Origin of the sequence: Dysgonomonas sp. Marseille-Q5470 (assembly GCF_951230145.1) — a bacterium.
Classification (GTDB): Bacteria; Bacteroidota; Bacteroidia; order Bacteroidales; family Dysgonomonadaceae; genus Dysgonomonas.
Window position 1 is genome coordinate 553,082 of record NZ_CATNVE010000001.1, and the last position, 18,929, is coordinate 572,010.

The 18,929-nt window shown below is 38.4% G+C and carries 17 protein-coding genes; 4 read left to right on the top strand and 13 right to left on the bottom strand.

What is annotated here, in order from left to right; translation table 11 throughout:
* Positions 1-4 precede the first annotated feature (4 nt).
* From nhaA to QOX35_RS02415, 3 genes are read right to left on the bottom strand one after another with little or no spacing between them, the layout of a single operon-like run.
* A complete protein-coding gene (gene nhaA, locus QOX35_RS02405) occupies positions 5-1,174 on the bottom strand; it encodes a Na+/H+ antiporter NhaA (RefSeq protein WP_283685636.1) in 1,170 nt (389 codons plus the stop codon).
* On the bottom strand, positions 1,171-1,923 hold the full coding sequence (truA, locus tag QOX35_RS02410; protein WP_283685637.1) for a tRNA pseudouridine(38-40) synthase TruA: 753 nt from the start codon (positions 1,921-1,923) through the stop codon (positions 1,171-1,173). Before truA ends, nhaA begins: the two co-directional genes overlap by 4 nt.
* Before the next feature lie 33 nt (positions 1,924-1,956).
* On the bottom strand, positions 1,957-2,613 hold the full coding sequence (locus QOX35_RS02415; RefSeq protein WP_006841542.1) for a DUF5715 family protein: 657 nt from the start codon (positions 2,611-2,613) through the stop codon (positions 1,957-1,959).
* 127 nt (positions 2,614-2,740) lie between these two features.
* Between QOX35_RS02415 and QOX35_RS02420 the strand changes: the two genes are divergently transcribed.
* From QOX35_RS02420 to fabG, 3 genes are all read left to right on the top strand, one after another.
* The gene (locus tag QOX35_RS02420; protein ID WP_283685638.1) at positions 2,741-3,532 is read left to right on the top strand and encodes a TrmH family RNA methyltransferase; all 792 of its coding nucleotides are present in this window, start codon (positions 2,741-2,743) and stop codon (positions 3,530-3,532) included.
* A 218-nt stretch (positions 3,533-3,750) separates the two neighbouring features.
* On the top strand, positions 3,751-4,344 hold the full coding sequence (locus QOX35_RS02425) for a TetR/AcrR family transcriptional regulator (protein WP_135106597.1): 594 nt from the start codon (positions 3,751-3,753) through the stop codon (positions 4,342-4,344).
* 37 nt (positions 4,345-4,381) lie between these two features.
* A complete protein-coding gene (fabG, locus tag QOX35_RS02430; RefSeq protein ID WP_283685639.1) occupies positions 4,382-5,122 on the top strand; it encodes a 3-oxoacyl-[acyl-carrier-protein] reductase in 741 nt (246 codons plus the stop codon).
* Positions 5,123-5,203: 81 nt separating this feature from the next.
* Here fabG and QOX35_RS02435 read toward each other — a convergent pair whose 3' ends face one another.
* From QOX35_RS02435 to QOX35_RS02450, 4 genes are all read right to left on the bottom strand, one after another.
* Positions 5,204-5,704, bottom strand: a complete 501-nt coding sequence (locus QOX35_RS02435) for a hypothetical protein (RefSeq protein ID WP_283685640.1) — start codon at positions 5,702-5,704, stop codon at positions 5,204-5,206.
* Between the two features lie 223 nt (positions 5,705-5,927).
* Positions 5,928-7,295 carry an oxygen-independent coproporphyrinogen III oxidase gene (gene hemN, locus QOX35_RS02440; protein ID WP_283685641.1) on the bottom strand — a complete coding sequence of 456 codons (1,368 nt, stop codon included), beginning with the start codon at positions 7,293-7,295 and terminating at the stop codon, positions 5,928-5,930.
* Entirely contained in the window at positions 7,273-8,517 is a 1,245-nt protein-coding gene (locus QOX35_RS02445; protein ID WP_283685642.1) for an MFS transporter, read from the bottom strand. Before QOX35_RS02445 ends, hemN begins: the two co-directional genes overlap by 23 nt.
* Position 8,518: 1 nt before the next feature.
* On the bottom strand, positions 8,519-10,615 hold the full coding sequence (locus QOX35_RS02450; RefSeq protein ID WP_283685643.1) for a TonB-dependent receptor: 2,097 nt from the start codon (positions 10,613-10,615) through the stop codon (positions 8,519-8,521).
* Between the two features lie 289 nt (positions 10,616-10,904).
* Between QOX35_RS02450 and pnp the strand changes: the two genes are divergently transcribed.
* Entirely contained in the window at positions 10,905-13,076 is a 2,172-nt protein-coding gene (gene pnp, locus QOX35_RS02455; protein ID WP_283685644.1) for a polyribonucleotide nucleotidyltransferase, read from the top strand.
* 132 nt (positions 13,077-13,208) lie between these two features.
* Here the strand turns inward: pnp and tatC are convergent, their stop codons facing one another.
* The 6 genes from tatC to QOX35_RS02485 form a co-directional block, all read right to left on the bottom strand.
* Positions 13,209-14,057 carry a twin-arginine translocase subunit TatC gene (gene tatC / locus QOX35_RS02460; RefSeq protein ID WP_283685645.1) on the bottom strand — a complete coding sequence of 283 codons (849 nt, stop codon included), beginning with the start codon at positions 14,055-14,057 and terminating at the stop codon, positions 13,209-13,211.
* A 14-nt stretch (positions 14,058-14,071) separates the two neighbouring features.
* A complete protein-coding gene (gene tatA / locus QOX35_RS02465) occupies positions 14,072-14,275 on the bottom strand; it encodes a twin-arginine translocase TatA/TatE family subunit (RefSeq protein ID WP_006841533.1) in 204 nt (67 codons plus the stop codon).
* Between the two features lie 135 nt (positions 14,276-14,410).
* A complete protein-coding gene (locus QOX35_RS02470) occupies positions 14,411-15,379 on the bottom strand; it encodes an FAD:protein FMN transferase (RefSeq protein ID WP_283685646.1) in 969 nt (322 codons plus the stop codon).
* A 138-nt stretch (positions 15,380-15,517) separates the two neighbouring features.
* Positions 15,518-16,408: a sugar phosphate isomerase/epimerase family protein gene (locus tag QOX35_RS02475; RefSeq protein WP_283685647.1), complete on the bottom strand. Its 891-nt coding sequence runs from the start codon at positions 16,406-16,408 to the stop codon at positions 15,518-15,520.
* Between the two features lie 88 nt (positions 16,409-16,496).
* Complete coding sequence (locus QOX35_RS02480) at positions 16,497-17,384, bottom strand: 3-keto-disaccharide hydrolase (protein WP_135106617.1); 888 nt, start codon at positions 17,382-17,384, stop codon at positions 16,497-16,499.
* 38 nt (positions 17,385-17,422) lie between these two features.
* Positions 17,423-18,898, bottom strand: a complete 1,476-nt coding sequence (locus tag QOX35_RS02485) for a glycoside 3-dehydrogenase (RefSeq protein WP_283685648.1) — start codon at positions 18,896-18,898, stop codon at positions 17,423-17,425.
* Between the last annotated feature and the right edge of the window lie 31 nt (positions 18,899-18,929).

The following is an 18,929-nucleotide window of genomic DNA, read 5'->3' on the forward strand; positions in this document are numbered from 1 at the left end:
TTATCTACGAAATTCGTTCTCTTTCTTTTTTCATCACGAAGTTTAGCCATGTATAGCCGATAATACCTGAAGCCAAAGATGCCAGCAGTATCATCAATTTTGATTCGTTGATATAATGTATATCATCGAAGGCAAGAAGAGTAATGAAAATGGACATTGTAAATCCGATTCCTCCAAGCATGCCGGCACCCAATAGCCCCTTCCAATTGATTCCTCTTGGCAAGGCACAAATACCTGTTTTCACAAAGATAAAGCTAAAGAGAGTGATTCCGATTGGTTTTCCTACAATGAGTCCTAGCAGGATACCTTGTGCGAAAGGTTCACCTATCGACTGATCCCAGTTTCCTTCTATTATCATTGCTGTATTGGCCAAAGCAAACAAAGGTAATACTCCGAAAGCTATAGGGTAGTGCAAAAAGTGCTGCCAACGATTCGACATGCATCTCTTCTCCCTTTTCTTGAAAGGGATCGTTATAGCTAATAATACACCGGCGATAGTGGCATGTACTCCCGAGTTGAGCATAAAATACCACATGACGATCCCCCCGACAATGTAAGGGATCATATTATTTACATGGAATTTTTTATTCAGCAATAATAAAAGAACAAATATTCCTAAAGCCATCAGCAAGCTAACCCAAGATAGAGAGGATGTATAAAATATGGCAATTACGATAATTGCGCCCAGATCGTCAATTACAGCCAGAGCCGTAAGGAACACTTTCAAGGAAGTAGGTACACGATTGCCCAACAGGGATAAAATACCCAATGCAAAAGCAATGTCCGTAGCCATAGGAATACCAAAACCCGATAGAGTAGGTGTGCCGTGGTTGAGAAACATATAAATACCTGCGGGTACTAACATGCCGCCTAATGCGCCGGATATGGGCAGCATCGCACGTTTTATATTAGACAGCTCTCCTTCGTATATTTCCTGTATAAGTTCAAGTCCTACCAATAGGAAGAATACCGCCATCAAACCATCGTTTATCCATTCGGCAATGCTATGGCTTCCTACCCCAAATTCCCAGATGCCTCTGTATTGTTCTCCAATCCATGATGAGTTTGCCAAAAGTATGGAGACGATTGTGCAAACAATAAGCACAAGTCCTCCTGACTTTTCACTTTCCATGAACCCTCTTAATGTCCTACCGCTAAGAATATTTATTCTCATTGTATAAAAATGTCATTATTGTATTCTATTTCTTCTAAAAAAAGAGCATGTCCCGGAACGGATGTTCCGGCTTCACCTCTGTCTTTAGCCTCTATAATCCTTCGCATTTCTCCCGAATCTATCTTCCCTTTTCCTGCTTCCAGCAATGTGCCTACTATGGAGCGTACCATATTGCGCAGGAAGCGATTTGCCTTGATGGTGAAGATGTAATCATTGCCTTTTTTCTCCCATTGTGCAGCTAGAATGGTACAATTATTCGTCTTTACATCGGTGTGCAACTTGCTAAAACTCGTAAAATCTTCATATTTGAATAAGATATCGGCACATGCATTCATCTTATCTATATCAAGATTTCCATGTACTTTATATTTCAAATGATGTAAGAAAGGATCTTTTTCTGTAGTGATATAATATCTGTATAGTCTGCTTGTTGCATCAAAACGTGCGTGAGCATCGGGTTTTACTTCTACAATATTATATATCGAAATATCTTTAGGGAGTATGCTATTTAGTTTTTTGGCAAGAAGGGGCAAATCAAGATTTTCAGTCTCATAGTCAAAATGTGCTGCCATCATTCGCGCATGTACACCCGCATCGGTACGTCCCGCACCCACTATTGTTGTCGGAGTACGCAGTAGCGTTGTGAGAGCTTTTTCTATGGTTTCTTGTACCGATACGCCATTCGGCTGTATCTGCCAACCACAGTAATTTTCTCCATTGTATGCAAGGTATATAAAGTAGCGTTTCATATTTTTAGCAGCAACTAATTGCTTATTTAAAAATTATCTTACCGTGATATGAAAGCAAGATTGTTTTCTCTCATGTTTTATATAGCACCTGTCGCGTTCATGCAGATCATGCAAAACCTGCCCCAATATGGCTTTTAGTCTGCCGTCGTCCAAAACCCGGCTGTCTGTTGGGTTCACTTTGTCAAATCGGGTCCACGCTATATCTATTGTTGTTCCATAACGGTGTGCAGAATTATCACTTGCATTTCTATTTCTTCTGCTTAGCCCTTTTACATCATCATTAGTGCGTGTTATGCTCGTAATGATCGGCTTATAAAGCGGCATTTTTTTACTGATGAGCGAGTCTCTGAAGTTAATACAGATCTCGGATAGTAAATTTGCTGCTTTAGGAACTAGAAAAGGCATTGAGTGTGTAAGCTTATCAACACGGTAAATATCCAGTTCTATTGGGATACGTACAAGCTTGTCCTGATATAATGCAGTGTCTGCTCTTGTCTCCAAAGGTCCTACGCCGTTTGCTTCGGCGGCCTCGATATGTAAATCCGGTAAATCGTTAAATGTGAGATTGTAATTCCCGTTGAAACGAGTATATTTCTTTGGCTCGGTTGGAACCTCTTCTTTGTTTTTTCCTTTTGTGCTGCAACTTATTAAGAATAGAATACCAACGGAAAGCATCCAGATATATCTCATAAAATAATTATCGTTTAGAGTTGTATATATAAATTGATTGTCTAATAAAGCTTACAAAGGTATAAAATAACAGGATTTTGTCGGTAATTAATTCTTATTTTTGCATTATGATAACAATTAGGATATAATGGAAAAAATTGTCAGCCTGCAAAATTCGAGGATAAAAAATATTGTAAAGCTTTCGAAAGCAAAAGAACGGAGAGAGCAAAATTTATTTATAATAGAAGGGGCTAGGGAATTAAATCTTGCTCTGATGGCGGGCTATGAGGCAGACTCAGTGTTTGTCTGTCCCGAACTGTTTGTGAAAACAGATTATCCCCATGTTCTAGAATCTATATCTGACAATAAAAAATTTGAAGTTTCGGAAGCTGTTTTTGAAAAAATAGCCTATCGTGAAGGCTCTGATGGGCTTTTAACTTTGGCTAAACCCAAAGGACATACGTTGGCAGATCTTAAACTTTCAGATAATCCGTTCCTTATTATACTCGAATCTGTAGAAAAACCCGGTAATTTAGGAGCTGTTCTACGTACGGCCGATGCAGCGCAAGCTGATGCTGTAATTGTTTGCGATCCTGCCACTGATATCTATAATCCGAATGCAATACGCTCTAGCGTAGGATGTGTTTTTACTGTGCAGACAGCCGTTTGTACATCTCAGGAAGCATTGAGCTATTTGAAAAGCAGAAGTATAAAGGCTTATGCTGCTGAACTGAATGCTTCACAATGGTATCAGGATACCGATTTTACTAAACCCTCTGCTATCGTTATGGGTACAGAAGCAGATGGATTGACTCACTTTTGGCTCGATAACGCTGACTATCGCGTAAAGATTCCAATGAGGGGTAAGATCGATTCGCTCAATGTGTCTGTTTCTACTGCCATCCTTACATTTGAGGCGATGCGACAGAGAGGTTTTTAAACCTCCGGAATCTCCCAGGGCAATTTGTCTATTTTGATTATATTAAGCATTTGCTATTGATATATACGTAGTCGACAGGATAAAAAGCATGAGTAGGCTTATACTTATTCTGTATGTATAAAATTCCTAAAAGTGATAAAACCAAAGGAAAATCTTATGTATTCAATATTTTTATGCTAAATTTGCACACTTGTAATATTTGTGTGCAAATTTAGTTTATGGCCATAAACAAAACCCGAAATATCCTGATAGATGTAGCTCGTCAGCTATTTGCAAGGTTGGGGGTGGAAAATACCACCATGAATGATATTGCAGTAGCTTCGCACAAAGGGCGGAGGACACTATATACATATTTCAATAATAAGAATGAGGTGTATCAGGCGGTTCTGGAGACGGAGCTCGATCAGATGTTCCATGCTTTGCAGACTGTAGCAAATAAGAATCTTCCCGCAGACGAGAAACTTCTTTTGTTTTTTTATACGCGATTTGATGCAGTGAAAAATGTTGTGGCAAGGAATGGTACATTGAAAGCCGATTTCTTCCGTGATATCTGGCGTGTGCAAAATGTAAGGAAATCGTTTGATAGAAAAGAAATTCAGGTACTGAAAGATATTCTGAACAAAGGAGTGGAAGAGGGTACTTTCGAGATGCCCGACACTCAAGCTACAGCTGAAATACTTCACCATGCGCTCAAAGGATTGGAAGTACCTTACATCAGAGGGCAGATTAGAGCAGAGAGCCTGCAAACCGAATCGCAAAGAGAAAATATTGCTTACCTTATATTTGAGGGAATAAAAAAGAAGAAAAAGTAGATTGTAAACTATATAAATTTAATTTATACTTTAAATTATGAAATTACTAGAAGGTAAAACCGCTATTATTACAGGTGCAGCTCGTGGTATAGGTAAAGCCATCGCACTTAAATTTGCAGAGCAGGGAGCAAATATTGCATTTACTGACTTAGCTATAGATGACAACGCAAAAGCGACTGAAGCAGAGATTGAAAAATTTGGAGTGAAAGCAAAAGGATATGCATCTAATGCTGCAAATTTTGAAGACACTCATAAAGTGGTAGAAGAAATAGCTAAAGATTTCGGACAGATAGATATTCTTGTAAATAATGCAGGGATTACCCGTGACGGACTGATGATGCGTATGACTGAACAGCAATGGGACATGGTAATCAATATAAACTTAAAGTCTGCATTCAACTTTATTCACGCACTTACTCCAATATTTATGAAGCAAAAGAGCGGAAATGTCATAAATATGAGTTCTATCGTTGGGCTTAACGGTAATGCCGGACAAGCTAACTATTCTGCATCTAAGGCAGGGATGATTGGCTTGGCTAAATCTGTAGCAAAAGAACTCGGCTCGAGAAATGTTCGTGCAAACTGTATTTGTCCGGGATTCATCATTACAGAAATGACAGGAGTATTGTCTGAGGATGTAAAGAAAAAATGGGCAGAGCAAATTCCGTTACGTCGTGGAGGAACACCTGAGGATGTAGCGAATGTTGCTGTATTCCTTGCATCGGATTTGTCCGCTTATGTTACAGGAGAAGTTATTCCTGTTACAGGAGGTATGTAAAAACATATTGTATCAAAATAGAAACGGCTTCAAATTATATTGAAGCCGTTTTTTATTATTATGTTGTCCAATGATTCGTTTTTATTTTATTTCTTCAACGACAGAGCTACTTTCCATATTTCTTAAAAATACGCCGGTCCATTTTCCATGTATATCTTTGTAATCAAAAGAATCATCGTCTGCCACTAGACGAATGCGATATGTGGCTGTTATTTTATTCTGATATATCGTCACATTAGTAGTTAACTTGCTATGTGGTGGTAATGTTGTAGATTCTTTAACCTTCGTGGAAGGTTCTAGCTCTACTTTTTCTCCAATGCGTAGCGGAGCTTCTTTACCTGAATAATAAACATAATCAGAAGATAATAGACTGATCTCAGATGGTATAGAGACAGTATAATCTTCACCCATTAATTGGGTTAATAGTTCTGCATCCTCTGAGTTATGAAAATGGGAATAGTCCTTAATGTAATCTTCTGATTTATTTGTTATTATAGCTTGTTCGTCTACGTTGTTATGGATAGAGATGCTTCTATGGTCTTCTATTACCTCTTGTTTATCTCCCTCTTCTAACTTCCACATAATAGAATGAAATGTGTATGTTTTATTTTCTTCTGGTAAGTCTTTATCATTGCTGCAGGATATAAAAAGACAAGACATAAAGATGAAAAGAAGTAATATTTGTGAATAAGCTTTCATAGTATTAATGTTAATTTTTAATCTATTTGTTAAAGATATACATTCTTTATTAATTAAGCCATGCTTGAAAGATCTTTTCTTTAATAAACTATTACCCAAAAATTGATTATACCGATTTGGAATAACGCTTTTCGTTATTTACCATCAGTTTGTCGAGCGAAGCAGCAACATTGCGGACAAAGGGAGCAGCTTCCGGTAATACTGTAATGTGATCTTCCGAAAATTCGATAATTCCATCTTTTTGAAAATCAAAGAGCTGCTCTTTGTTATAGTTCAGAGCATTTTTTACTTCCTTTTCAGACATATTCATTCGGGTCGCTATATCCGACCAACTTACTGTATAGTTACACATTAGTGAAGCTATTACTTCACGGGTAATTTGTTCTTCCTTATTCAGTATATACCCTTTAGTTATCGGATATTTACCCTCATTTACTGATGATATGTATGTGCTCAGATCTTTTGCATTTTGGCTGTAAGCTGTAGATAATTGACTGATCCCGGTATTTCCGAATGCATAAACCTGACCTGTCGTGCGGCGGGTACAGTATCCTTGAAAATTGCGATGCAGTGATTTTGTTTGTAAAGCCTCGTAGAGCTCATCGTTTGCTAATACAAAGTGGTCGAGCCCTATCGTTTTATATCCAGCATCGATTAGCAATTTCTTAGCTGTTTCGTATATTTCGTTTTTTGTAGAAACTGATGGCAAGCCAATCTTTTCGAGATTTTTTTGCAACTCATTTACCCAAGGAACATGGGCGTAAGAAAAAGTGACAATTCTGTCCGGCTTGAGGGATATTGCTTTCCGAATAGTTTCTGCAAAAGATTCAGGAGTTTGTAGAGGTAGTCCGTATATAAAATCCATGTTAACGGATACGCCTTTACTCCTGAGTATGTGTACTATATCCTCTATCGCCATTCGTGATGGCTTACGGGCGGAAGCCTTCAAAACTCCTTCGTTAAAATCTTGAATGCCAATACTTATTCGGTTGAATCCGGCATCAATCAGATCATTCCAATAGTTTTCATCCAGATATCCGGGATGACACTCTATTGCAATTTCCGGATTTTCGATGCATTCAAACTCGGATAAGATTATCCGGTTGATCTCTTTTAGAACGGAGACGGGCTGTGACGTAGGTGTTCCTCCTCCATAGTGTATTTGTGATATTTTACGACTATGGTCGAGTAGGGGAAGCACCATCCGTATCTCCTTTTTCAAGGTTTCTATATACTCTTTTACTACATTTTTGTCTTTGAGCAACTGTGAATTGCAGCCGCAATAATAGCACATGTGGTAGCAAAAAGGGATATGTATATAGATGGATATATGCTGAGGGTTTTGTTCATTTGATTGTATAATAGCTTCCTTATATGAATCGGCAGTAAATGATTCATTGAAAAAGTTAGCCGGAGGGTAGCTTGTATATCTTGGAACCGGGATGCTATATTTATTCAGTAATTCTTGTTTCATTTTGTTCTTTCGGTGCTTTAAGTTTGAATGCAAATAAGATAAATGCCAGAGATATGGCTGCGATACACATTTCCACAACAAAGAGTCCTTTGTATGTTATCATTGCTGCTATTTTACCGGAGCTTACACCCATAATAATTCCGCTCAGGTGTGTAATCACAGTTTGTATTGTGAAGTCCGTTCCTTCAAAACCCGGACGTACACAGTCCATAGCTGTGGTATATACAACAATAACCGCCATACCATAGCTTGCCCAAAGTAATGAGATGCCTAAATGCAGAGTTGCTATATTTACGGGAAGAGCAGATACTAACAGGCAGAAGTAGATAGTGGTAATCAATGTGAAAACGGCAAACAATATTCGAGCGGAATGTCTACCTATTTTTCGAACGATAAAGCCTCCCCCAAAAGAAGCAAGGCAGCCAATAGATGTACCCACAATCCCGGACATGACGCCTATTTCTTTCATGTTGTAGCCATAATCTACCAGCATGGGCTTAAGCATCGCTAACACACCAATAAGACCTGCATAATAGACAAATAAGAAGACAACTTGTTTCCAGATACCTTTTTGTTTGAAAAAGCCAAGAAGATCGTCGGGGGTTGGCTTCTTCTCTTGTTTTGCTTTTATGATTACTTGGTTATTTCCCCTCTTGAAAAATATTAGAGGAATTAGAGCTATAATAACAAATACAGCGAGGAATGGTAATAGATTTCCCCACCCGAATTTATGATAGAGTAACAGTAATATGCCGCCGCCAATCATAGCGCCAGCAAAGTTTCCCATCGACTGCATACTGTTTGCAAGGCTTTTGTCCTTTTTACTAAAAGATAGAACAGCAAGTGAGTCGGTTGCAATATCTTGTGTGGCCGAAGCGATAAAAGATAATACTACAAGCCCAATAATAAGATAAGGTGTGGTTTGAAAATCGAGAAATGAGACAGCAAATATGATGGATGCATATATTAATTCTGAGGAGAAAATCCATCTTTTAAAATCACCTATTCTGAAAGTGGAACGGTCGACTGCAGGAGACCATAGGAATTTTAGTATCCAAGGGAGTTTTAGCAATTGGAGCATCCCTATACTTTCGAGCGAGAAGTTCTGTTGCCGCATAATTACAGGTATCACCGTAGAGAAGAAACTCATTGGTATCGATTGTGCAATGTACAGGCAAAAGAATGTAAATAGCTTTTCTCCTTTTTGAATGTTTATTCCCATATTAGAATTTAAGGTTCAGATTTAATCCACATGTGAAAGGCTTCCCTTTTTGTACAAAATTATTACCTGATGTTGCGAAGTAATATGCGATGTAATCTTTAGAACCTATATTTTTAGCCCACAAATCTAGTGAAAATTGTTTTTTAACGAAAGAAACTTTACCATTATACACTCCATAAAACGGTTGTTCGACATCGTTGGCATCATTCCAATATAATTTACCTACTCCTGTATATTGAGCGTTAAGCACAACATTGTCGAGCCATCTCAGGTTTGTGTCTATGGTGTAATTTGCAGATATCGCCAATGTATACTTAGGCACCATGAGTAAGTAATTATTATTATAATTTACCGTCTCACTTTCTTTATACTCTTTGTATTTAGCATGCGTATAACCATAGGCTATCTGGAAGTTCAGATTTCTCGAAGGGTTTATCTGAGTTGTTAACTCAAAGCCTTTGCTTTCCGATTTCCCTGCATTGCGAGTCAAAAAACCTTGCCCTGTGGGTTTAACCTGCGAAATCTGTTGGTTGCTCCATCTAATATAAAAGAGGCTGAAGTCGAGATAAAGCAAGTTGTTCAGAAAGCTTGATTTTGTTCCTAATTCGTAAGACCAGCTATATTCAGGATCAAACGTACGGTCTTTATCTTCATCGGCCGTATTGTTGAAACCTCCTGTTTTATATCCTTTACTTACAGATAAATATGTCAATCCATCCTGATTGTACGCATATTGGATAGATGCTTTTGGTGTAATTTGAGAAAAATCGTCCTTAGCCTTTACTTCGGGATCGACAACAGGGTCTGCATTCGGATTTGCAGTGATGCGTGTCAATGAAGATTTTGTTTTCTCCCAGTCGTAGCGAATTCCAAGAGTAGCCGATAGTCCCGGAATGAAGATATCGTTCAGAGTAGACTGATGATATAGAGCAATTCCTTCGGTCGGATTGTTTACATTTTGGATTGCATGTTTTCCCGATGTGCGGTAGTCAGTATCGTTTGTTTGGAAATAATTCTGGTGGAATCCAAATACTCCAAACTGCCATTTATACTTGCTGTCTTCTTTTATTGATTTGATATTAAACTCTTGAGAGTACATTTGCTGACGGTGATAGAAGTTTACGTAGTAAAGGTCTTTGGGTGAAAAGTCCTGATCGATACCTTGTTTCCCGTCGTAAAACTGAAAAGATGATTGCGAACTCAGTTTGAAATTATCTGTAACATATTCTATATTCAGTCCATTGTTAGACATATTACGACGGTAGAAACTCCGTTCATTATAATTTATATCTTCTATTTTGCCCGTTTTTTTATCATAGATACGGTAAGGATAACCATCCTGATCGGAATATTCATAAGCAAAAATAAGGTTCATCGTCAACCGTGGCATAATACGCCAACTTAGTCGGGCACGAGTGGAAACACCATCAATGGGGTCGGCTCGTTTACCTGTGGTTTTATTCATAAAGTAGCCTCCCGAATGGGAATAATTACCGGATAGTGAATAGCCTACTTTATTATCTACATTTCCATAATGCGAGATTCCGGTCTGATAAGTATTGTAATTACCGGCAGAGAGATTCAAAAAAGTTCCCTTTGTCTTTAATGGGGATTTTGTGAAAACATTAATGATGCCCCCCATCGTATTTCTGCCATAGATAGTTCCTTGTGGCCCTCGCAGAACTTCAATGCGGTCTACATCGCTAATGTTCATATCAAAAGTTGAGCGGTCGAAATACGGCACTCCATCTACATATAGCCCTACAGAAGGCGTGTTTTTTGCAGCCCCTATTCCTCGTATAAAAACCGGGCAGTACATTTTAGAGCCATAGTCTACCATGAATAGATTGGGTACAAAAGCCGTCACCTCTTTTATGTTGGTTATATTGTTTTCTTTAATAATACTTTCAGATAGAACGGATGCCGAGACAGGTTGTATCGATAAATCACTGTTTTGCTTAAATGATTCTATTACAACCTCTTTTGCTGTGTATTTCATTTTGATAGAATCATTATCAATGACGATATCATCAGCATAAGTATTATTGATAATGGCACAGAATAAGAGGGTCAAAAAGAGAAAGGACTTTGATCTCATTATTTCTTAATGTGTTGATATTTATAGTTTTTAGTTGATCTGCAAATGTATGAAAACTTAAAATAGCAGTCAATCACTACATGTAGTGATATTTTTTATTCTCAGAATAAGCCTAGAATAGGAATATTGAACTTAAACGGGTGGTTAGATGAATGAAATTAAGTAAAAGAAAACCTTGATATTATTATTGTATTTCGTCTTTCCCGATGGAGTTTTCGATCTCCATTCCCTTAATTTTCAAAAACTTTACTTACCTTTGTTTGATTTTAAGACGTTAAGAAAAAAATTTATGATTAATCCGATTACAAAGAGTATCGATTTAGGTGATGGAAGGACTATCACCATTGAAACCGGAAAATTGGCAAAACAGGCTGATGGGTCTGTAATGGTACGGATGGGTAATACGATGTTATTAGCCACTGTATGTGCCGCAAAAGATGCAAATCCGGGTGTTGATTTTATGCCTTTACAGGTAGAGTATAAAGAAAAATTTGCAGCATATGGCCGCTTCCCGGGAGGTTTTCAACGCCGAGAAGGACGTGCTTCAGATTACGAAATATTGGTTTGCCGCTTGGTAGACCGTGCACTTCGTCCATTGTTTCCGGACGATTATCATGCGGAAGTATTTGTTAATGTGACTCTATTCTCTTCGGACGGTGAAGATATGCCTGATGCATTGGCCGGATTGGCAGCTTCGGCAGCTTTAGCTGTTTCAGATATACCGTTCAATGGTCCTATCTCAGAAGTAAGAGTAGCTCGTGTTGATGGACAATTCATTTTAAATCCAACATTTTCTCAATTAGCTAAAGCTGATATGGATATCATGGTAGGTGCTACTATTGATAACATTATGATGGTGGAAGGTGAAATGAAAGAAGTTTCGGAAGCAGAAATGCTGGAAGCTATCAAGTTTGCTCACGAAGCAATTAAAGTACAATGTCAGGCTCAGATCGAATTGATGGAACTTGTTGGTACTACAAAAAAACGTGAATATAGCCACGAAACAAATGACGAAGACCTACGCAAAGATGTTTGGGAAAAATGTTATGATAAAGCTTTTGCTGTAGCAGCATCAGGAAATACAAACAAACATGAGCGTGTAGATAACTTCAAGGCTATAGAAGAAGAATATAAAGCGAACCTTACTGAGGAAGAGCTTGCAGAAAAAGGTGCATTGATTTCTCGTTACTACCATGATGTAGAAAAAGAAGCGATGCGTCGTTCTATCTTAGACGAAGGAAAACGTCTTGATGGTCGTACAACAACAGAGATACGTCCTATCTGGAGCGAAGTAGATTATCTTCCGGGAGCTCACGGATCGGCTGTTTTCACACGTGGTGAAACACAATCATTGACAACTGTAACATTAGGCACAAAGCTTGATGAGAAAATCATTGATGATGTATTGAACAATGGTAAGGAGAGATTCCTTCTACATTATAATTTCCCTCCGTTCTCAACAGGAGACGCAAGACCACAACGTGGGGTAGGTCGTCGTGAAATCGGTCATGGTAATCTTGCACACCGTGCATTGAAACCAATGATTCCTTCCGATTACCCTTATGTTATACGTGTGGTATCTGATATATTAGAGTCGAACGGTTCTTCATCTATGGCTACAGTTTGTGCCGGTACATTGGCATTAATGGATGCAGGGGTGAAAATTAAAAAGCCGGTGACAGGTATAGCAATGGGACTTATCTCAGAGAAGAAAGGTACTAACTTTGCTGTACTTTCAGACATTTTGGGTGACGAAGATCATCTGGGAGACATGGACTTTAAGGTTTGTGGAACAAAAGATGGTATTACAGCTACCCAGATGGATATAAAAGTAGATGGACTTTCTTACGAAATTCTAGAAAAGGCATTGAATCAGGCTCGTGAAGGGCGTTTACATATTATGGGTAAAATCCTTGAGACATTACCTGAACCACGTGCCGACTTCAAAGAAAATGCTCCACGTATCGAAGTTCTAATTATCAGCAAAGAATTTATCGGAGCTGTAATAGGACCCGGTGGTAAAATCATTCAAGGTATTCAGGAAGAAACAGGAGCAACTGTTACTATCGAAGAAATTGATGGTTATGGACGCGTTGAAGTTTCAGCTACTAACAAAACTGCTATCGAAGCTGCAATGGCTAAGATTAGAGGAATCGTTGCTGTACCGGAAGTCGGAGAGGTATATACTGCAAAAGTACGTTCGGTAATGCCTTACGGTGCATTCTGTGAATTCCTTCCAGGAAAAGACGGATTGCTTCATATCTCTGAAATTTCGTGGGATCGCGTAGAAGACATGGAAAAAGTAGGATTGAAAGAAGGTGATAAGATTGAGGTGAAACTCATCGATATCGACCCTAAGACAGGTAAGTTCAAACTGTCTCGTAAGGTTCTTCTTCCTCGTCCTCCAAGACCAGAGAAGCCTGTACAGAAGGCAAACGGAGATGCTCCGGCAGAGGCTTAAGCGCATAAGAAATCTTATATATAATAAAAACCCCGATTGGTTACCAATCGGGGTTTTTTATTTATCGATATTTTATCTTTTAATAGAAATACAGATTCTTTTGATGATTTCTCTCCCAAGTAATATTTACAATTACGAAGTCTTTATTTCTATATCGGCAGTATCTTCATCTTCATCCTCATCAGTTTCTTTCGGTGCAGGTTTTACCATAAAGCGGCTCAATTCAAAGAGCATATAAAGCGGCACAAATACAACCGAAAGGGTAAATGGATCTCCTGATGGAGTGATTACGGCAGATAATACCAATAGTCCGACAATGGCATGTCTTCTAAATTTCTTGAAAAAAGATCTATTTAAAAAGCCCAATTGAGATAAAAGCCACGATACCAAAGGAAGTTCGAATACAATTCCCATAATGAATATCAATGTAAGGAAATTATCCATATATGAATCGAGCGAAATTGTATTCTCGATCATCTCACTTAACTGGTATGTCGATAAGAATCGGAATGTCATAGGAAATACAAGAAAATATCCTACAGCACATCCGATAAAGAACATACCTGTTCCGAACAGAAATACCCATCTGATACTCTTCTTCTCATTAGAATAGAGAGCAGGGCTTACAAAGCGCCACACTTCAAATGCAAGGTATGGGAATGTCAATATTAGAGCAAACCAAAATGAAGTGGTCATGTGCCTGAAAAACTGCGAAGTAAGATTATAGTTTATAATCTTAATATGAAATGTATCATCGCAGAAGTCGGGCATAAAGGGTACGGATGATGTCACATAACATAGATATTTATACAATACAAAGTCGGCACGGGTAGGACCCATTATCCAGCTGTCGTATATATACGGCATGATTGCAAAACCAAGTATCGCAAAAACAAATAAGGCAATTATAGACCTGACAAGGGTCCACCGTAGTTCTTCTAAATGATCCCAAAAGGACATTCCTCCACTGTTCTCTTCCATAGAAGTATACTACATCAATCTTTTTTAGTTGTTGTATCGTTATCCCCGGTTATATCATCTTCTATACCTTTAACTCCCTCTTTGAAGTTTTTGATACCTTTCCCTAGTCCTTTCATTAGTTCAGGTATTTTGCGTCCCCCGAAAAGTAAAAGTACAACTATGGCTATGATGATGATTTCACCTGTTCCCAGATTTCCTAAAAATAATAAGGTATTCATGATTTTTGTTTTTTTAGTGCTTTATGATATTATTTCTGTTAGATTGTTTTCAGTTGACAAAATAATACAAATAATATCTAACAAAGCGGATATGTTTTAATATTTATTTCTTTTTAACACAGTAAGAAAGGCATCTTATTCGTCTCCTTGAATGATCTTGTCTTCTAATGCCGGAGTACAGTACATTTTATATTCTCCATCCTCGTCACAGATAAATATAGCCTCAATCTCAGCGTTGTTATTTATCCATTCCAACGACTTATCTACTCCCGCAACCAGAAATGCTGTGGCATAAGCATCTGCTGTGAGGCAGTCGTTCGCTATCACTGTTGTGGATAGTAGATTATGCTGTGCCGGATAGCCCGTTGCCGGATTGATTGTATGCGTTATTTTTTCTCCATTTTCGATATAAAATTGTCTGTAATTTCCGGAAGTCGCTATTCCTTTATTTGTAATTTGTAAAATAGCTTGCATATCTTGTCCGGGAATGAGGTTGCTTTCGGATGGGCGGTCAATACCTATTCTCCAGTCTTCGCCATGAAGGTTTTCTCCTCTTACTCGAATTTCTCCTCCGATCTCTACAAGATAATTAAGGCATTTATGCTGTTCCAAGAATAAAGCTACAATATCAGCAGAATATCCTTTTGCAATAGCATTTACATTCAATACAATGTTGGGATGATCTTTTACAATGCGTCTGTCCTTGATGCTTATTTTGTCCATTCCTATATACTTCCTCATCTCTTCTATCTGCTCCTTATTGGGCGGACATTTTTCTTGAGAGCTAAATCCCCAAGCCCTGAATAGCGGCTCTGCCGAGATATCGAAAGTATTTTCTGTGTGGGCACTTATTTCTTTTGCTTTGTTGAAGACTGTATAAAAATAATCATCTATTTCTACGTCTTCATTTCTGTTGACTCGCGAAATAATGGATTCATTGTCATATACCGATAATGATTTCTCAAAGTAGGCAAGCAGCTCTTCTATTTCGGGTTGAAAATCTCTATCTTCACTATCTTGATATATAATATTATAACTGGTTCCTTCGGCTCTACCTTGTATATTGTAGTAGAAGGAGCCGTTGTCGGCCATTATTGCGTTCATCTATTCGCTTATATACTTTTTTAGCGATGCGGCTTGTCATAATGAACGGAGAGAAGAATTTCTTTAAAGAAATATACATTTGCTAAATAGATTTTCAAACCACTCCGTCCAATCTGACAAAAGCATATCTAATTTTTCTTATTTGTCGTAGCTTTCTTTTACTAAAGGACAATTTAATAAATAGTCTAGGCTTTTCTTTACACTTTCTTCAGGAGTAAAGCTGTATTGCTCTACTTCTACCACAAGATGTTTAACTCCTGCAGCATCAGTATTGTTGAAAATAGCGTCAAAGCCTACCATACCACTTTGTCCAAGTTCTCTGTTGTCTTTGATATGTAATAAAGTGAAACGGTTTTTGTATTTATTGAAATAATCTACAGGACTTTTTCCTCCTCTTACTACCCAGTATACATCCATTTCGAAGAATACATATTCAGGGTTTGTGTTTTCTAGCATGTAGTCGTACATAAGCTTATCTTCGATCTTATTTTTCAGTTCGAAGTCGTGATTGTGATAGCCAAAGAGCATGCCGTTTTCTTTGCATCTCTTTCCTATTTCGTTATAGTACTCACAATATGTTTGTAAGTCTTTCAATGTTTTAGGTGTATCCATCCATGGAGTTACAATGTATTTCATTCCTGCTGCTTTGTGTGCTGCAATACATTGATCCCACCATTTAAGCGCTTCTGTAAAATCTTTAGAAGCCAGTTCTTTTTCTGTAAGGCCTTTTCCTGTATGAGAAGAAAGCACTTTCATTCCGGCTTTTTCTATGCTTGCCTTAAATTCTTCAGGTGTTTTTCTATAGAATTTTCCGTCTGCATAGTTCGCAGCCTCTACCGATGTGAATCCCATTTCTCCGGCTTTCTTGATTGTTGCATCGTAGTCTTTAGCAATATCGTCTCTCAACGAGTACAATTGTAGAGAAATATCTTTCTTTACAGGTGCAGCTTGTTGCTGAGTTGCATCTGCTTTTGGATTGCAAGAAGCTAACATAAGGAGAGTAGTAGCTATAATAATTGATACTTTCATGATAATGTAAGATTATTTAAAAGCCAAATCCAAGAAGAGGCAAGCCCTTCAAGGATTTGGAAGATATTTTAATAGAAAAAACTAGTTATTAGTCAAGGATTTTGATTCTGATATTACGGAACCAAACATCATCGCTATGATCTTGAAGACCAATATATCCTTCTCTATTAGGTCCACCACAGTTGTTTAGCAGTTCGAATGCCAAAGGCCATTTTTCTTCGCTGAATTTGCTTGCTTGAAGCATTTCTGTCCATTGTGGAGTCCATAGGTGATATTCAACTACGTTTTCGCCATTTTGTCCATGAACCACAGTTCCTTTGTAAACCATGACTTTCGCTTTGTTCCATTCACCAAAAGGTTTGGAATTTTGTGGTTTAGCAGGAATCATATCATACAATGACATTGATTGACGATTGTTGTCTTTACCCAATTTTGCATCAGGGTGATTTGCGTTGTCTAATACTTGAGCTTCAGGAGCTGAAATATATATAGGTTCCATTCTTAACTCTCCTGTTTTAGGATCCTTTGTTTGAACCTCTTGTGCCAGATAGAAAATACCGGAGTTGCTTCCTTTAGCTACTTTCCATTCTAGTTCCAGTTCAAAATTTTTGAACTTGTGAGCAAAGATAATGTCGCCACCGTCTTTTTCCTGAGCTTCACCTTTCCCAGAACCAGTAAATTTCAGAGCTCCGTTATCTATACTCCATTTTCCAGGTAGGACGTCTTTTCCGTATCCTCTCCATCCTTCAGTAGATTTGCCATCGAAGATAACGATATAACCGTCTTTATCTTTTTTGAATTTAGACAGGTCTACTTGAGGTTTGTCTAATACAGTATATTCAGGTTTCATTGCTTCAGTTGTTTTTGTTGAATCAGTATCAGTCCCTTTTTTCTCAGCATTCTTAGCCCCACCGCCACAAGCAATAAATGCTCCGGCAATCATGCAACAGCTTAATGAATAGATAATTTTTTTCATCTTTATTTTGATTTTTAAATTAAAACAATATTACTTAGTTATGGCATATCAGGCAATTTCCATCCCTGACGATATGTATGCTTGATCAGTTCATTTGCAAACTCCTGAGCATTGATAGGATCAGTCCAGATCTTATTGAATTTAGGGTCGCCGTCAACGATCTTGAAGTCATCCTTAACTAATATCTTAATTTGTTCGTTAGGATCGATATTTGTGAACTTCATATTGTCTCCATCCCAATATAATTCCTTATTCAAGGTCTGCAAACGAATAGCCAATACTCCCATTACTACCATTTCGTTGAATGGGCCTGCTTCGCTGAAATCGGATTTAGTTATTACACGACTGGAAGCATCTTCCTTACAAGCGCGTACCCAATCCATTTCGTGAGATGTTTCTACACGGCGTTGTGTTTTAGGCGCTTTCGGAACACGACCCGACAACAACCAAGGGTTCACTCCGTAGCATCCGCAAATCAGTGTATCTTTTGTTCCATGGAAGATAACCAATCCACCGCCTTCGCCCATTAATTGTTTTCCTTGAGGGAAACCTTTTGGACGATCCGGCATCATACCGCCATCATACCAATGTACTTCCACTTCAGGCATACCCACTTTCGGCATATTATCGCGAGCAGGGAATGTCAATTTAACGTGTTGTGCTTGTGGTGCGCAATCCTGCAACAGCAGGGTAGATGAACCTTGTACTTTAGTAGGGTAGCCCAAATTCAAGCCTTTGAATACCGGATGCATGATGTGACAAGCCATGTCGCCTAATGCACCTGTACCATAATCCCACCAGCCACGCCAGTTCCAAGGAGTATATAATGCATTATAAGGGCGTACTTTTGCAGGTCCTGAAAATAAGTCCCAATTTAGGGTGCTTGGTATTTTGTCTACTTTTTCAGGGGCATTCAGTCCCTGTGGCCAAATAGGACGGTCGGTAGCACATTCAACTTTTGTTACTTCACCTATCTCGCCATTGGCAATCCATTCGCAAACGAGGTTAACGCCTTCACCCGATGAGCCTTGGTTACCCATTTGAGTAGCGACTTTATGTTTTTTAGCCAACTTAGTTAGCAAGCGTGATTCATAAACTGTATGAGTAAGCGGTTTTTGACAGTACACATGTTTGCCCATTGTCATTGCATCGGCAGAAACGATAGCATGTGTATGGTCTGCTGTTGCTACTATTACCGCATCAATGGATTTACCCATTTCGTCGTACATCTTACGGAAGTCCCAATATTTTTTAGCATTTGGGAATCTTTCAAATACACCTTTCGCATATTTCCAGTCTACGTCACATAGTCCGACTATGTTTTCTGTAGCTTCCACAGCTTTGATATTAGCATGTCCCATGCCGCCAATACCAACAGCAGCAATATTCAATTTGTCACTCGGAGCTACATGCCCAAAGTTTTTCCCCAATACAGTGCTTGGGATGATCGTCAGTCCAATAGCGGCTTTTGCTCCTGTTGAGAGGAACTTTCTTCTCGAAATGTCTGATGCCATAATTTTTTTTGTTTTTTGGTTAATATTGTTT

What these genes read in the sequence shown, in the direction of transcription:
- nhaA (WP_283685636.1), bottom strand. Translation starts at nt 1,174, where the DNA reads ATGAGAATAAATATTCTTAGCGGTAGGACATTAAGAGGGTTCATGGAA.
- truA (WP_283685637.1), bottom strand. Translation starts at nt 1,923, where the DNA reads ATGAAACGCTACTTTATATACCTTGCATACAATGGAGAAAATTACTGT.
- QOX35_RS02415 (WP_006841542.1), bottom strand. Translation starts at nt 2,613, where the DNA reads ATGAGATATATCTGGATGCTTTCCGTTGGTATTCTATTCTTAATAAGT.
- QOX35_RS02420 (WP_283685638.1), top strand. Translation starts at nt 2,741, where the DNA reads ATGGAAAAAATTGTCAGCCTGCAAAATTCGAGGATAAAAAATATTGTA.
- QOX35_RS02425 (WP_135106597.1), top strand. Translation starts at nt 3,751, where the DNA reads ATGGCCATAAACAAAACCCGAAATATCCTGATAGATGTAGCTCGTCAG.
- fabG (WP_283685639.1), top strand. Translation starts at nt 4,382, where the DNA reads ATGAAATTACTAGAAGGTAAAACCGCTATTATTACAGGTGCAGCTCGT.
- QOX35_RS02435 (WP_283685640.1), bottom strand. Translation starts at nt 5,704, where the DNA reads ATGTGGAAGTTAGAAGAGGGAGATAAACAAGAGGTAATAGAAGACCAT.
- hemN (WP_283685641.1), bottom strand. Translation starts at nt 7,295, where the DNA reads ATGAAACAAGAATTACTGAATAAATATAGCATCCCGGTTCCAAGATAT.
- QOX35_RS02445 (WP_283685642.1), bottom strand. Translation starts at nt 8,517, where the DNA reads ATGGGAATAAACATTCAAAAAGGAGAAAAGCTATTTACATTCTTTTGC.
- QOX35_RS02450 (WP_283685643.1), bottom strand. Translation starts at nt 10,615, where the DNA reads ATGAGATCAAAGTCCTTTCTCTTTTTGACCCTCTTATTCTGTGCCATT.
- pnp (WP_283685644.1), top strand. Translation starts at nt 10,905, where the DNA reads ATGATTAATCCGATTACAAAGAGTATCGATTTAGGTGATGGAAGGACT.
- tatC (WP_283685645.1), bottom strand. Translation starts at nt 14,057, where the DNA reads ATGGAAGAGAACAGTGGAGGAATGTCCTTTTGGGATCATTTAGAAGAA.
- tatA (WP_006841533.1), bottom strand. Translation starts at nt 14,275, where the DNA reads ATGAATACCTTATTATTTTTAGGAAATCTGGGAACAGGTGAAATCATC.
- QOX35_RS02470 (WP_283685646.1), bottom strand. Translation starts at nt 15,379, where the DNA reads ATGAACGCAATAATGGCCGACAACGGCTCCTTCTACTACAATATACAA.
- QOX35_RS02475 (WP_283685647.1), bottom strand. Translation starts at nt 16,408, where the DNA reads ATGAAAGTATCAATTATTATAGCTACTACTCTCCTTATGTTAGCTTCT.
- QOX35_RS02480 (WP_135106617.1), bottom strand. Translation starts at nt 17,384, where the DNA reads ATGAAAAAAATTATCTATTCATTAAGCTGTTGCATGATTGCCGGAGCA.
- QOX35_RS02485 (WP_283685648.1), bottom strand. Translation starts at nt 18,898, where the DNA reads ATGGCATCAGACATTTCGAGAAGAAAGTTCCTCTCAACAGGAGCAAAA.